At 43.9% G+C, this 14219-nt stretch carries 14 protein-coding genes; 3 read left to right on the forward strand and 11 right to left on the reverse strand.

Features of this window, described 5'->3' with window-relative positions; genetic code table 11:
- The first annotated feature begins 131 nt into the window (after nt 1-131).
- Together ASD40_RS04460 and ASD40_RS04465 are read left to right on the forward strand one after the other, a co-directional pair.
- Nucleotides 132-551, forward strand: a complete 420-nt coding sequence (locus ASD40_RS04460) for a DUF1259 domain-containing protein (protein WP_057302134.1) — start codon at nt 132-134, stop codon at nt 549-551.
- Nucleotides 552-598: 47 nt separating this feature from the next.
- Complete coding sequence (locus ASD40_RS04465) at nt 599-1021, forward strand: DUF1259 domain-containing protein (RefSeq protein ID WP_057302135.1); 423 nt, start codon at nt 599-601, stop codon at nt 1019-1021.
- Nucleotides 1022-1475: 454 nt separating this feature from the next.
- On the opposite strand, the gene ASD40_RS04470 is transcribed toward ASD40_RS04465, so the two are convergent.
- The 5 genes from ASD40_RS04470 to ASD40_RS38445 form a co-directional block, all read right to left on the reverse strand.
- Entirely contained in the window at nt 1476-1871 is a 396-nt protein-coding gene (locus ASD40_RS04470; protein ID WP_057302136.1) for a cupin domain-containing protein, read from the reverse strand.
- A 90-nt stretch (nt 1872-1961) separates the two neighbouring features.
- Nucleotides 1962-2132, reverse strand: coding sequence for a hypothetical protein (locus tag ASD40_RS38135; protein WP_200957353.1), 171 nt, complete (start codon nt 2130-2132; stop codon nt 1962-1964).
- Nucleotides 2133-2292: 160 nt separating this feature from the next.
- Complete coding sequence (locus ASD40_RS04475; RefSeq protein WP_057302137.1) at nt 2293-3342, reverse strand: NAD(P)-dependent alcohol dehydrogenase; 1050 nt, start codon at nt 3340-3342, stop codon at nt 2293-2295.
- Nucleotides 3343-3808: 466 nt separating this feature from the next.
- On the reverse strand, nt 3809-4516 hold the full coding sequence (locus ASD40_RS04480; protein ID WP_057302138.1) for an SDR family oxidoreductase: 708 nt from the start codon (nt 4514-4516) through the stop codon (nt 3809-3811).
- 49 nt (nt 4517-4565) lie between these two features.
- Nucleotides 4566-4724, reverse strand: a complete 159-nt coding sequence (locus ASD40_RS38445; RefSeq protein WP_235549165.1) for a hypothetical protein — start codon at nt 4722-4724, stop codon at nt 4566-4568.
- A gap of 204 nt (nt 4725-4928) precedes the next feature.
- Here ASD40_RS38445 and ASD40_RS04485 point away from each other — a divergent pair, with 204 nt between their 5' ends.
- The gene (locus ASD40_RS04485) at nt 4929-5474 is read left to right on the forward strand and encodes a TetR/AcrR family transcriptional regulator (protein WP_057302139.1); all 546 of its coding nucleotides are present in this window, start codon (nt 4929-4931) and stop codon (nt 5472-5474) included.
- Between the two features lie 98 nt (nt 5475-5572).
- Here ASD40_RS04485 and ASD40_RS04490 read toward each other — a convergent pair whose 3' ends face one another.
- The 6 genes from ASD40_RS04490 to ppsA form a co-directional block, all read right to left on the reverse strand.
- A complete protein-coding gene (locus ASD40_RS04490; RefSeq protein WP_057302140.1) occupies nt 5573-6805 on the reverse strand; it encodes an MFS transporter in 1233 nt (410 codons plus the stop codon).
- A 34-nt stretch (nt 6806-6839) separates the two neighbouring features.
- Nucleotides 6840-8042, reverse strand: a complete 1203-nt coding sequence (locus ASD40_RS04495) for an enolase C-terminal domain-like protein (protein WP_057302141.1) — start codon at nt 8040-8042, stop codon at nt 6840-6842.
- Nucleotides 8043-8105: 63 nt separating this feature from the next.
- A complete protein-coding gene (locus ASD40_RS04500) occupies nt 8106-8879 on the reverse strand; it encodes an SDR family NAD(P)-dependent oxidoreductase (RefSeq protein ID WP_057302142.1) in 774 nt (257 codons plus the stop codon).
- Nucleotides 8880-8929: 50 nt separating this feature from the next.
- Complete coding sequence (locus tag ASD40_RS04505; protein ID WP_082588134.1) at nt 8930-9820, reverse strand: hypothetical protein; 891 nt, start codon at nt 9818-9820, stop codon at nt 8930-8932.
- Nucleotides 9769-11259 (reverse strand): glycoside hydrolase family 32 protein, encoded by a 1491-nt coding sequence (locus ASD40_RS04510; protein ID WP_082562061.1) that lies wholly within the window; start codon nt 11257-11259, stop codon nt 9769-9771. Before ASD40_RS04510 ends, ASD40_RS04505 begins: the two co-directional genes overlap by 52 nt.
- Before the next feature lie 258 nt (nt 11260-11517).
- Complete coding sequence (gene ppsA, locus ASD40_RS04515; RefSeq protein WP_057302144.1) at nt 11518-14112, reverse strand: phosphoenolpyruvate synthase; 2595 nt, start codon at nt 14110-14112, stop codon at nt 11518-11520.
- Nucleotides 14113-14219: the final 107 nt, after the last annotated feature.

Raw genomic sequence — 14219 nt, forward strand, 5'->3', positions numbered from 1 at the left:
AGAGTGCTTTTTTTTCGTGTTTTTAATAGTCTATGGAATTTGTAAACATTTTTGAAATAATAGTAATTGGTCCAATTCTCTATTCTACTATGATCATACACTATGTTGAACATGATTAAAGGAGGATTTATATGGCACAACTACTGAAAGTAAGTCCGCAATTTAGAAAGCTTTGTATGCAATTTGGCAAAATCTTAGGAGGCGAATCGGAAATTGAAGCAGGTCCGGTTTGTTTTGTGACACGAATGACGAATTTAAAAGAAACAATCTTAGGAAGAAGAACGCGCTCCCCTCTGGTTCAAATGCAAATGTTCTCGTTTGAATCGCTAGATAGCTCGGGTCGTGCGCTATGCTTGGGTGAGACTGCCGTTCATCAAGATCAGGTTAATCGTTTAATAACGAACCTCCGTAAACGCGGGATAAAAGTGACTGCGATTCATAACCACTGGTTAAAAGAAAATCCTCGATTAATGTATATGCACTGGGAAGCCATCATGAATCCTGTCGTATTTGCGAAAAGAACCAAAGAGTCCATTGCATTCTTGGGTTAATTGCCGTTTAGTTTTGTTCGTATCTTATTATGAAAGGATGATTTCATATGGCGGAGCAAGTAAAAGTAAGTCCTGCCTTTAGAAGACTATGTGATCAATTTTCAACCATTTTAGGTGGAACCGAGCATGAAATTACAAAAGGTCCAGTTTGTTTTGTTACTAGAAATAGGAGAGTAAACGCAACTATTTTAGGAAGACGTACAACATCTCCTTTAGTCCGTTATCAACTGTTTTCGTTTGAATCACTGGACAAGTCGGGGCGCGCACTCTGTTTGGGGGAAACGGCTCTCTTCCAAAACCAAGTAAATCGATTGCTCTCAAATCTTCGTAATAACGGGATTAAAGTAACAGCAGTCCATAATCACTGGCTGTTCGAGAACCCGCGTCTTATGTATATTCACTGGGAGTCCATTGATAATCCTATTGAATTTGCAAAGAAAGTAAAACGTTCTATCGCTTTTCTGGGTTAGCAAATTATAAAAAAACATCGAAATATTATTTCGATGTTTTTTTAGCTTTTAAGAAGAAAGGCTTACCGCTGTTTGAATGTTCAGAAGATCAAGCTTCAGCTGCCCTTGTGGATTTCATGGATGATAAAGCCGTTATCATTTTGTCATTTTGAATTATTACTGCTTTTGCAGAATTTCTATTGGCGGGTTTTAATATCTATACATTTTTGTTTAAACCCGTTCCCATATAGGTGATTTTCATTTAAGAAAATTTCCATCTTAATTGGTACATCTAATCAGTTTTCTAGGTTATGACAAGTGATTGTCTCGAGAAATAAAAAATCCGCAGTTTATGTGGATTCTTATCGGTCTATATTCTTTGAGATTTTTCAATAATTAATAAACTTACGTATCAAAATCAAATTGCATAGTTCTTTTAATACGTCTGCCGTTTCTGTACTTTATTTTTCATTTACTAGAGATTGTTATATTCTTCATCCGTTACGGGTTCTAACCAATCTGTTTGTCCTGGTGTAAGAGCTAAATGTACAAACCAGCTATCTTTCGTTGCTCCATGCCAATGTTTTTGGTTTGGTGGTATATTTACCACGTCACCTGTTTTAAGTAATTGGGCTCGTTTTCCTTCTACTTGATACCAACCCTCACCGGCAGTTACTAACAACACTTGCCCCGCATGATGAGAGTGCCAGTTATTACGGGCACCTGGAGCAAAGGTTACATTCCCGATAGCGGTATTGAGTGGGGTTGGGTCGGTAAACACCATTTGTAAGTAGGCGTCACCTATAAAGTATTGTCCTACTTTTTGACCCAACGGAAAGATGGTGCTATTGCTTAAGTGTTCGTTTTTCATTTTTACTCCCTACTTTCTTTTGTTTTTATTAGTAACCAATTGAGCTGTGGGACGAATAGTCATCTCTTCTATACCTACGTATCCTTGTCATTACACATATTCAGGCTTCCCCGCACATGCGCTTTGATTTGCAGCTTGCCTACCTGGCGCCGCCAGTTTCGCCGCGACGGTCTTCGCGCCGATAACAAAAACGCCGCCTCCTATAGCAAGTACAATACGAGAAACGATGAGAAATCCGAAGCCTGGTAAGGTAATTGTCAAAAGTCTGCCGAATACCACTATTGCGAGAGAAAGCATTAATAAGTGAAAATGGGCGAACCGATCGCACTAGCGATCGCGAATACGGTGATCAGTTGTCCTGCAGCTGGTAAAGAGGCACACCGATGTAGGCGTGCCCCTTCAATTTTACTAGGATTAATATTTATTCATTTCCCATTGTGCTGATGTCGATTACAAATCGATACCGGACATCTGAAGCTAGCACGCGCTCCCAGGCTTCATCAATTTGCTTGGCGGAAATAACTTCGATCTCAGGAGCGATGTGGTGTTCAGCGCAGAAATCAAGCATTTCCTGCGTTTCGCGAATTCCACCGATCATCGACCCAGCAAATGAGCGACGATGACCGATAAGGGAGAATACGTTAACGGACAACGGCACCGACGGCGCACCGACGTTGACCATTGTACCGTCCAACGCCAGCAGCGAAAGGTAGGCACTGATATCGATCTTCGCGCTCACGGTGTTCACGATGAGGTCAAACGAACCAGCCAGCTTCTTAAACGTCTCCGGATCGCTTGTGGCATAATATTGGTCCGCGCCAAGCCGCAAACCGTCTTCTTTCTTCTTTAGAGACTGTGATAATACCGTTACCTCCGCCCCCATGGCATGAGCGATCTTCACCGCCATGTGTCCAAGCCCGCCTAGTCCGACAACCGCTACCTTCTTGCCAGGGGCCACTCCCCAATGGCGCAGCGGCGAGTACGTTGTGATACCGGCACACAAGAGTGGTGCGGCCGCATCAAGCTCAATACCGTCAGGAATTCGAACCACGAAATCCTCGGTTACGACGATGTGGGTGGAATAACCACCTTGCGTATATTGCCCATACCGATCAATAGCACCATAGGTGCCCGTCATTCCATTGAGGCAGTACTGCTCCTCTCCCTTATTGCAATTATCACACTCTCTGCAGGAGTCAACCATACAGCCTACTCCTACTCGATCGCCAACTGCATACTTGGTGACTTCCGAACCAACCTGGTTGACAATTCCGGCGATCTCGTGACCTGGAACGAGAGGATAGTTAACCGGTCCCCACTCGCCACGAGCAGTGTGAATGTCGGAGTGGCAAATACCAGCGTACTTTATTTCAATGAGGACATCATGCGGCTGTAGGTCCCTGCGCTCGATCGTGGTTAGTTTGAACGGACCTTCCGGACTGAATGTAGCGCGTGCATGAGCAGTAATCATATATAACCTCCTGTAGTTTATGATTAAAATAAACACATCAAAATTAATCAACACCTGTCTATAATTATAAATCAATTCAAGATGCTATCAATAGTTAAAAGAGCGTAATTCGTCGTTTATTAAACAAATTAATATAAATTGTTTATTATTTTTAAAGGGGCTCTGGTGACAAAAGATGCCAAAAGTAGACAGAAGAATAATTAAAAGCCAAGAAGCCATAAAAAGCTCTGATCAAACTAATGTCTAAAAAGAGTTTTGATGACATAACCATTCAAGACTTTTCTGAAAGGGCAATGGGGATATTCCGTGGGTCGGCAACTGAAAAGGATTGTGTCAGTCGACAGTACACTCTTTGGAATACTTTCAGCCTAATTATTCTTTTCGACGATGGTAGCAAGATAAGGGGCCCCTTATTTTGGCAGTTGTTTCCTTAAAAGATTTGTTGGAGCGCCCGTCCGTAATTTCATTACCAATCGATTGTTTGTCCATCTCTGAAGAATCCTCCTTGGGGTCCCTCGGGTCCAATCGTCGCTAACCAAAGGATAGACTCTGCTGCTTGCTTGGGTGTTCTAGGGGCTGCTGGACCACCCATATCCGTTCTTACCCATCCCGGACAGACTGCGTTGATTTTGATATCACCTTGGATTTCCGCAGCTACCAGTCGAGTCAATCCATTAAGAGCAAGTTTGGACAACTTGTAGGTGCCCACTCCTCGCTCCGACATCTCGTTCATCATTCCATATTCCGATGAGATATTAATGATTCTCCCATAGCCCCTCTTTTCCATGAGCGGCATAAAGGAACGGATGACATGGTAGGCGCCGAAGAAATTCGTTGACATCGTTTTTTCCAGAATGGCAGGATTCGTTTTCAATAATTTTTCATTCTCATCCAGATACACGCCGGCATTATTAATCAAAACGTCCAATCTTCCGAATGTCTCATTTACGTTAAGTGCCGCTTGACGGATGCTTTCTTGATCATCGACATCCATCCGCACAAATGATACATCCAATCCTGACTGCTTAAGGTTTTGGGCAGATGCGTGCCCCTTCTCTAGATCCCGACTCGCCAAAATGGCCTTAAAACCATTCAAAGCCAATTGTTTGACAAGCTCATATCCAATTCCTCGATTCGCGCCTGTAACAAGAGCCACTTGTTTATTGTGCGACATTGAAGTCCCCCCACTTCCAATTTAATAATAATTTCATCCATCATATCGTTTAATGGAATGGTAAACAAAAATCGATATAGCATTTAATAGCGATCCTCTTTTGGAGCGTACCACTTCCATTTGAGCCGGTAGACAAGGCTGCCTTTGCAATATCCACACCTAAACCACGACCGGCACCAGTAATAAACCAAGTTTTTACGTCCATCACTCTTAAATCCCTCCCAAATTTTTATTACATAATTTTGAAACAAACACCTTATCTTTAACCAATATGATTTGATTATTCAACTTACGTCTATTATTATATAAGTGCGATTTAGATTTTCAATGGTTAAAGAAACGTAATTTGTTGATTTCTCAACACAATAATCGAAAATGTTAACTATTTATGAAAGCTTGGTGGATATTTACAATGGCAAAAGTGGATCGGAGAATTCTAAAAACACAAGAAGCTATGAAAAAGGCTGTCATTGAGCTGATGAGTGAAAAAAATTTCGATGACATTACAATTCAGGATATTGCTGACCGGGCAAACATAAACCGTGGTACCATTTATCTTCATTATCAGGACAAATATGATCTATTGGACAAACTCATAGAAGCACACATTAACGAATTAAGGGAGATGGGTGAATGGGCTTGCAGACTGGATTGGAGCAATGCACTTTTACCTTTTTTCGAATATTTTGAGAAAAATCATTTATTCTTTTCGACCATGTTAGCGAGTCAAGGGGCCCCTTCTTTTAGAACGCGGCTTTTTGATTTTATTACGATAGGATTCAAAGGTGAGATTGACAAAGAAAGCGGAAGAAATACGGATTTAAGCGAAGACGTTATACTGCAGTATACTGGGATCGCTTATGTAGGTGTCATAGAATGGTGGATTAGAAATGGAATGCCATCCCCACCTCAAACAATGGCCAAACAAGTTGGAGCCTTGTTAGAGAGAAGTCTGTAGTCCATGTAAAACAAGAGCGTCCTGCTAAATTGTCAGGGCGCTCTTGACGTCGTGCGCCAATAGCGTCTTTATGAGATTTCTGAACAATGGTCGAGATTTCATCTTCTCTTCGTAGATTGTTCCAATTCATCCATCAGAAAGAATAATAAGAATTGCGATGCACATGATCCAATGACGACCCAAGGCAACCATGGGGCATTCAAATTGCTTGAAAGAGAAATCAATAGAAAAACCGTCGCAATCCTACCTGCATCCCAGCAAATTTCACGGACGACCATCGACTCTATTCGCAGCTTGCCCTTCAGAGGTAAGGTGCCAATTAACCGATAAAAATAGGAATCAAATGCGTTTGACTTCAGAGGTCCGAACAGCGTTTGCAGGATTATAAAGCTGATTACAATAACTGGCGACAGTTTAAACAACAGAAGAGAAGCCGCGATCATATAGCCAATGACGGACCAAAGTAAATATTTTCGCTCGTGACGTTCCCTTGCCAGTTTGGCGAATAATATATTGATTAAAATAGTCAGCATTGAGAGGAAAGCTCCAAAATAACTGACGAAAGACTCTTTTTGAAAGACTGTTATCAATAGGATCTGCGGCAGAAATAAAAAGACACCCTGCATAATTCCTGTGATTAAATTGCCATACATCGCTTTACGCCATGTTTTGTTTTTACGCAGCAGCAGCCCCATATGCCCGAGATAATAAGCTTTGCGGTGGCTTGGAGCTTTCGGCACCAGCAGACTCAAGACAGCTGTTAATAAAAACACAACAAAGGCGATACCAAATACGATCGTGTAACCGCGCAAGCCTCCTACCGCGTTGAAGATCACCCCCGATAATAGCGGCCCGGACATCGCAGCAGAAGTCGAGAACGCTGAGCTGAGACCCAAGAACCGCATGCGGTTCCTATCGTTCGAAACATCGTATAGCAGTGTCCAGTAACCTATCCAATAAAACCCGCTGCCAATCCCGGAGAATACGGCGAAAAGTATATAATATTCGGCTACATGCTCCTTCGCCAGCAGGATACAAAGGTAAAACAAAGCAATGAGTGTGATTCCGATTCGGTACACGACCATACGGTCAAATTTCTTTGCCAATTTACCCCCGATTACGAAGCATACGGCAATGAAAGCATTGGAAACAATGTTGTAAATCCCGTTAATCCATAAACTTTCCGTCAACCGCCACAGATACAGGTTCAGAAAAATGCTGGACAGTGATGAACCGAAGGTGAATAGCGACTGAAGTACTAAAGTGATCGATGCCTCTCTGTCCAGACGTTTATCTGGGGGTATGCGATTGAACAAAATCGGAATCGCCATGTCGGTTTAAACTCCTACTCGAAGGACTTGAGTGTTATGGTCGCACTGGAGAACCGTCGGGAATGCGAGAAAGCGTCCACTCTGGCAGACGATTATGGCAGGGATAAAGCGATGCTTTGCTCTCGTCCAGATCGACGCCCAAACCAGGCTTCTCATTCAGATATACATAGCCGTTTCGGACCACGGGACAGCCCGGAAACACTTCGCGCATTTTGTCTGAAAACTCACTCCACTCCTGAACGCCAAAATTCGGGCTGCTCAAGTCAAGATGAATATTGGCGGCCTGACCCACCGGAGAGATATCATTCGGTCCATGCCAAGCTGTTCGTATACCAAACGCCTCACATAGCGTCGCCAGCTTCTTGGCGGGCGTCAGCCCGCCGATGGCACTGATGTGGCAGCGAATGAAATCGATCAATCTTTCTGTCACAAGCGGCATCCATTCCGCTGAATGGACGAACAGTTCGCCCATAGCGAGCGGTGTGGCGCATTGACTGCGGATTTGCCGGAACCAATCCAGCTGCTCGGGCGGAAGAGCATCTTCTAAGAAAAATAATCGATATGGCTCAAGCTGTTTGGCCAACCGTACCGCTTCGATAGGTACAAGGCGCTCATGAATATCGTGCAGCAGCTCAATTTCATTACCGAGCTTGCTGCGCAAATGCTCAAACAACCGCGGCACACTTCGTGTGTATGTATCTGGATCGAAATAGGACCCTTGCTGCGCGTTCTCCGGTGAATGAAACTTATGGCCTTTCCCGCCATACCCGCCCATCTGACAGCGTAGGATGCGGTAGCCCTGTTCGATATACTTGCATACATTCTCTTCTACTTCTTGTTCATCCCGACCGTCAGTATGCCGGTAAACGACCGCCGCTTCCCGGAGCTTACCGCCAAGCATTTCATACACGGGCATGTTCGCGAGCTTCCCCTTAATATCCCACAGCGCCATGTCCACGCCTGAAATAGCATTATTCAACACCGGTCCGTTACGCCAATAGGCACTGACCATTGAGGTTTGCCAAATGTCCTCGATTCGGAGTGGATCCTTTCCGATAAGGAATGGTTTCAAGTATTGATCTACAGCGGTTGCCACGGCCAAATGACGCTGTGTAAAGGTTGCACAGCCCAAACCGTACAAGCCGGGCTCATTCGTTTCTATTTTAACGACAACAAGGTTAACATCATCTGGTGCAGTCAAAATCGTCCGTACATCTCGGATTTGTAATTGTGACATGTTTGGCGTATCTCCCATTTCTGAAAAATTTATTCGAGCTGATTGCAGTGGTTTAAGTCACCTCTAGCTCCACCCGATTCCTTCCTCTGTTTCTGGCATCCCTGGCAGAATGAGTCCGCCATCGACGCGAATGGTCGTTCCCGTTATATAGGACGCCTCTTCTGAGGTAAGCCATACAGCGGCCTTTCCTATATCTTCTGGTGTACCGGGACGTTCTAGAGGAATTCGCTGACCGAACTTGCGATAATAGTCACTTCGATTGTCATTTGTTTGAATCGCCCCTGGAGCAATGCAGTTCACGCGGATCCCATATGGCGCCAAATCCAGTGCAATTGAAGCTGTTACTCGAGTCAGCGCCGCCTTGACACCGCCGTATACAGCATCTCCCGGATAAGCCCTCTCTCCCCGAGTTGAGGTGATATTGAGTATACTTCCACGGACTCCCTGTTCGATCATGTGTTTGGACACCGCCTGCATAAGCAGTAATGGAGCACGTAAATCGAGGTGGAGTAATCGATTGATTTTTTCTAGCTCCATATTGGCCGCATTCTGAAAAATCGTAACACCGGCATTATTAACGAGAACGTCGATATGACCCAGCGTTCGAATGGCTTCCTTCGCTAATTTAAGAGGTTCCTCCTCCTCCTCTAAGTTCCCTTCAAATACAACGCATTGGCGGTTTAGTTGGTTTTCAATCTCCCTTGCCGTGAGATGAGCGTTATCTGCATCCTTCCAATGACTGATCGCGAGATCATAACCCCTGGCTGCCATGGCCAGCGCAATGCCGCGACCGATTCCACGACTTCCCCCTGTAACGAGTGCTGTTTTCCCGCTCATCTGCCCGTCCTTCCTTCCATATCGTGCTCGAAAAAATCAAACTGCCTTACCTAACGAATCATTTGACCCGAAAGCGCGGCAATCTCCATAAATACCTCCGGCGAGATCACATGAGCGTCCCCCCAAAGCGCGATGAATCCAGGGGAAAAATCAACGGATTCACGCATCCCCACACCGGACTTATGCGTCAATTCCCATTGCAAGCCTGGAAGAAAAGGTCCACTTAAGCGTGAGTAAAACGGTTGTTCCGGCGTATAAGCCCAGGTTATATCCCCATCTTTGAAATCTAAAGGAGAACTAGGCTCGCAGGAAAACGTATGTGTCATTGGCAATTTCAGCCGATAGTCTGGTCCGAGAGGATTTCCGTTTAATGCTACGAAATTATGGCAGTATTCATGCGTCACAATTGTTTTTTCACCCAAATTGACTAACTCGTACGCAATGGAAAGCAAGCTATCTTTCACAGATAAGGTTTTAACGAGTTTCGCCGCGTATCCATTGCATCGGTGTGCGTGAACGGTGAACGTCACTTTAGAATCGTCTGCCTTTGTTTCTATGAAGAACGGTTCAACCATGTACGGACGGGAGAATTTATAGCTCGCTTCATCCGGACGGGTCAAGAGACCGACACCCAGCTTCGGGAACTGCCTTCCTGGAAGCGCTTCCTCGTAACCAATTGGCTGAAAAATGCCAAATTCATTGCACAGTCCAGAACCACCCGTTCCATCACCTGGCGTCAACGATTCATCCGTACAAAAAGTGTGACGGTTATGCAACGTAATGCTAGAGACCCAACCGGTCCAATCAAATCTCGAACCGTTGTATTTGATACCTGGCTTTTGAACTGTGACCTCCAGACTATGGGAGCGCAGCACGATCGGTGCAACTTCTACCATATCGCGTTTAATTTCCAGATCGCCAAGGATTCGAACTGGATGCATCCTCCCTCGGCAAAAACGCTGATTCCTAAGCTTTGCGGATCTGGGTAAATACGGAAGGAAGCCGTCGTTTGACCGTCATTCGCGAATAGCTCCATAGAGGAACGATCCAGGAATATTTGCAGCTTCAGTTTTCCATTCGCCGCTGGCATCAACTGAATAACTCTTATTCCTCCGTCTACAATACCCGATCTCGTTCGATCCACGATCAGTTCACCGTTCGTCAGACAGCAGGTAACAATAGTCTCTTGTGAGCTGTCTGCAGAACGCCGCAACCGAAATCCAAAGCGATTGGCACCGCTTTCATTTATATGTATAATCGCAACTATTTCAAGGCAATCTCCCTTGACCTCATCGAGCAGATCCGTTTGCTCAGGAGACAAGCGGAAGGCACCAAATTGTAGCTCGTTGCTTCGAAGTTGCTGAAGCTCTGGCGCTGGCGTGAATGCAAGCTTTCCATTCCCGTCAAGCGTAACGACACGCGGAATGGTCATAGCCCCCGTCCATCCGTAGGCTTGTGTCGGCATCGGATTCCACCACATATCCATCCAACCGAACAGGATAACTCTACCGAGGTCGTCAATCAAAGTCTGAGGTGCATAAAAGTCAGGACCGAGATCTATATCCCCATCTGAAACTTGTGTAAATCTTCCCGTCTCATAATCCATTTGGCCAATCATGTAAATATTGGTGCGGATATCCCGCTCTGTTGGCGACACAGCTGGGGAAGCAAGAAGTACATCCACTCCCTCCAACCGGAAGAAATCCGGGCAGTTCCAAATTCTCCCTTGTCCATCAAGGCCATTGGCCATTACGCCGACATAAGTCCAAGCCGTCAGATCGGCTGACTTGTATAAGAGTGCATTTGCACGCCCATCCTTTCCTGAACCGACAGCCATATACCAGACACCCTCATGCATCCATACCTTTGGATCTCGGAAATCCTTTGAACCCTCCTCGGGAAACTTATCGATAACTGGATTGCCAACATATTTCCGAAAATAAATACCGTCTTCACTGGAGGCGACGCATTGCACTTGCACTTTATCCGGGCCATTCACATTACCGGTATAAATAATCGTCATCGTTCCATTGTTATCAACCGCACTGCCTGAGAAACATCCATTTCGTTCGAACTCTTCGGTGGGTGCAAGAGCTATAGGCAAATGCTCCCAATGAACAAGATCTCGGCTTTTTGCATGCCCCCAATGCTTCAACCCATTTTGAGCACTAAAAGGATGAATTTGATAGAACAAGTGGTATTCCTCACGAAAATAAATCATTCCGTTGGGGTCGTTTATCCAGCAGGATGGCGAAATAAAGTGATAGGCCAGACGGTGAGGATCGTTGGATACCCCTACTGCTAGCAAATCGATCGATTCCTGCGCTTTTCGGATCGCTTCCAGGTGACGGGTTTCCAAGTGTTCTGATGTAAGCATCATCAATCTCCTTCCTTTTTGAGGGTTTTCGAAAGATTATGAAGGATCTTGGCTGTTACTTCCATTATAACCTACATAATCCCAAAATTAATAGTGGTATTTTGTTGTTTATTAATCAAAAATTTGTGGGAATTCGAACGATTCACTTCATATACCAGAAGAAAAGAAGGCTGCCGTTTTATGCTGTAGGCAGCCTTTTCCTGATGACTATAGTTTCCGTTAGTTTTCTTGTCCAAGGCTCTTACTTGACGTATTCAGCCATTACAATATTTCGATATACCCTTCTGTTCCATGCACGCGAATTCGTTGCCCATCTTTTATCAGTTTGGTAACATTTTCCACCCCGACAACTGCTGGCAAGCCATATTCACGTGCGATAACTGCTCCATGGGTCATCAATCCACCAACTTCGGTGACTAGTCCTTTAATGGATACAAACAATGGTGTCCAGCCAGGGTCAGTAAAAGAGGTGACTAATATATCTCCATCTTCTAGATCAGCTTCTTCCATGTTTAAGATGACACGTGCTCGTCCTTCTATCACTCCAGAAGAAACAGGTAGACCTACAATTGCATCAACTGGCAGATTTTCTCGGTTATACGTACCTGTAATGATTTCACCATCTGACGTGAGTACACGCGGGGGAGTTAGTTTCTCGAAAAATTTGTAATCCTCTTTCCGTTTGTTGATCAACTGATCATCAAGTTTGTTAGTGCGTACGACTTCATGAAGTTCTTCAAAAGAGAGAAGGAATATATCTTCTTTTTCATGAATAATGCCCGCCTGTACGAGCCTTTCAGCTTCTTTCAGTAAAGCCTGCTTATAAACGAAATAGCGGCTAATCCAACCGTATTTGGGATATTCACGGTAACCGATGAAATTCCGAATTCGGCGAATCATTCGTTTTGTCTCTTCAGCTTTTTGTTCACCATCCGGCAATTGGAGTAATCGAGCTACTAACTCTTGTTCTTTTTCCAAAGCTTCCTGGCGCCCTTGCTCAAATTTTCGCTGGCCGGCATTAGGCTCAAAGGCTTTGATGTTACCCAGAATCATGGGAATCAATGTAATTGGTTTTTCACTCCAACGCGTTTTAGAAATATCGATTTCTCCGGCGCATCGCATTCCGTATTTATTGAGATAAGCATAGATTGCGTCATGAGCTTCCTGTCCACCCTCGAACTTAACCAGTTCATCCAAAAAGATATCATCTTTTACATGCTGTAAATAATTAATGACTTCCGGATAAGGACGAATCCTATCTGCGACACCCATTAATGCCAGACCCATTTCTGAAGTAATATTGTTGGGAACCGAATGGGAAAGCGTATCTGCTGCGTTTTTTTCACCTAACCACTCGTTCATTTTTTCATTGATCCATAATGAAGCATTTATGGCGGCCATAAACACAGCCGTACTTCGTGGGTCAAATAAGATCTTCCTTAATTGCTGGACATCTTCCAGAATAAAATCAAATAAATCCGATCCTGATTTCGTCTGGATGTTTTGTTTTAACTCTTCTACCGATGCGCGATTACTCTCAATCAAATCAGAAACGATGTTCGGGTTGCTTTCAATTTGTTCCAGCATATCTGTATTACTTCTGCCTGGAATCGGTGCTGTTTGATCATTTGGTAACAATTTAATAAAATCTCGCTCTATAATGGTCATGAGTGCGCCTTTTAAGAGCGGATCGGATCCCACAGTATTTAATAAAGCTTCCCGGTCGGCAGGTTTAGCCAGCCTAGGTGCAACATCAACAAATAACCTTCCACCAGCTTTACGCATAGGTGCTGGAGTTATTAACAGGTAAAAAGATATTCCCAGTGGTTTTATAGGATCAGTCATCATTTGTTGATGACCAACAGATACATAGACGTGATTTTCTTGATCATTCGCTTCAGGGATCGGGTATAAAGTAGTGATTGGCCGACTCTGGACAATATAAAATGTATCATCAACCGAACACCATTCGATATCTTGTGGGTAACCAAAATAAGCTTCGATCTGTCTTCCGATACGTGCCAGTTGTAAAATTTGTTGTTCAGTAAGTGTTTGACTCATTTGCTGATCAGGATCGAGCTGAATTGTCTCTGTTCCGCCTTCTTTTAGTCCATAAATAGCCAATTTTTTGGTTGCTATCCTCTTATTGACGATTTCCCCTTCCTGTACTTTATAACTATCGGCAGATACCAATCCAGAGACCAGCGCTTCTCCAAGTCCAAAACTGGCATCGATGGATAGCAACTTTCGGTTGGAAGTAATTGGATCAGCGGTAAATAAAATTCCTGATGCCTTTGGGAAAACCATCCTTTGAACGATAACAGATATATAAACTTGGCTGTGGTCAAATCCATTTTGCATCCGGTAGATTACCGCGCGATCCGTAAATAGGGAAGCCCAACATTTGCTGATATGCTGCAAGATGGTATCGACGCCGATGATATTTAAATAGGTGTCTTGTTGACCAGCAAAAGAGGCATGTGGTAAATCTTCTGCAGTTGCACTAGAACGAACGGCATAAGCATGTTCATCACCAAACTGGGAGTGATAGTGAGTAACTGCTTTCACAACATCGGAAGGAATTTCTACTTCCATAATGATTTGTCGAATCTTCCTGCTGATTTCACCAATCTGATCTCGATCTTCTACTTTTAGCAATGTTAGTCGATCCAACAAAGCATGATACGTTTCGTTTTGTTCGATGGCCTTTTGATATCCCACTGTTGTAACACAAAATCCTTCTGGTACTTGTATTCCTTCAATTTTTGATAATTCCCCTAAATTTAATCCTTTTCCGCCAACGAGTAAAAGCTGCGTTTTTTCCATTTCCTGAAAACCGAGAACCAAAGAACTCATTCAATATCTCTCCTATCCATTAAATTGAAAAAAACATTTGACAAGAGTTCATCGGCATGGTAAAATAAAATTGTAAGATGAAATAATTATGTCCAATTAACTTGTCA

Source organism: Paenibacillus sp. Root444D2 (assembly GCF_001426375.1).
Lineage (GTDB): Bacteria > Bacillota > Bacilli > Paenibacillales > NBRC-103111 > Paenibacillus_E.